Source organism: Dankookia rubra (assembly GCF_004355005.1).
In the GTDB taxonomy this organism is placed as follows: Bacteria; Pseudomonadota; Alphaproteobacteria; order Acetobacterales; family Acetobacteraceae; genus Paracraurococcus; species Paracraurococcus ruber_A.
Genome location: NZ_SMSJ01000299.1, coordinates 1 through 938, shown reverse-complemented (window position 1 = coordinate 938; position 938 = coordinate 1). Strand labels below are relative to the sequence as shown.

Here is a 938-nt window from a genome sequence, read left to right as displayed (position 1 = left end):
TGATCTGGCGATGCTGTTGACGGCGCTCCGTGTACCATGCTGCGCTCAAACACAGCGATCGCAGGCCGATAGCAAAATAGGTGCATGGCCTCAAGCGATCACATGCCGAAGCCGCTTCCCGGATAAGCTGGAGGAATAGTGCTGAACGGCATGCCTAAGCGCGAAATGCACCTTCTGGCCTACCTGAAGACAGGCCCTACGGGCATACATGTCGGGGCTTGGCGTCATCCCGACAGCAGGCTCGATGACATCCTAGAGCCCAGCCGTTACGAGCGCATCGCCCGGGTCCTCGAGGCCGCAAGGTTCGATGGCGGCTTCTTCGCCGACCTGTTCGGCCTTTACGACATCCACCAGGGCGGTTTCGACACCTACATCCAGCGCGGCGGGCAGATCAGCTTCCTCGACCCCATGGTCGTGCTGCCGCTGATGGCGCGGGTGACCGAGCATCTTGGCCTCGGCGCCACGCTCTCCACCAGCTTCCACAGCGCCTACCACTTGGCCCGCCTACTCGGCTCGCTCGACGTGCTGAGCAAGGGCCGCGTCGCCTGGAACGTGGTGACCTCCGCCACTGACCTCGAAGCACGCAATTTCGGCATCGATGCACTGCCGCCGAAGGACCTGCGCTACGACATCGACGACGAGGTGCTGGAGGCCTGCTTCGCCCTTTGGGACTGCTGGGAGGACGGCGTCTTCGTCCTCGATAAGGAGCGCGGGGTTTTCGGCGACCCGGGCCGCATCCGCTACGCCAACTATGCCGGCCAGCACGTGCGCAGCCGCGGTCCGCTGTCGATCCCGCGCTCGCCGCAGGGCCGGCCGGTGATCATGCAGGCCGGCGCTTCGGAGCGCGGCCGCGATTTCGCCGCGCGCTGGGCCGAGGCGATCTTCGCCGCGCAGAACAGACAAGCGGCCATGACCGAGTTCTACGGCGACGTGAAGGG

The 938-nt window shown here is 65.2% G+C and carries 1 protein-coding gene; it reads left to right on the top strand.

Features of this window, described 5'->3' with window-relative positions; all coding sequences use genetic code 11:
* Positions 1–150: 150 nt before the first annotated feature.
* Positions 151–938, top strand: a 788-nt coding sequence (locus E2C06_RS36675; RefSeq protein WP_133293417.1) for an NtaA/DmoA family FMN-dependent monooxygenase, incomplete at its 3' end; no start/stop codon positions are given.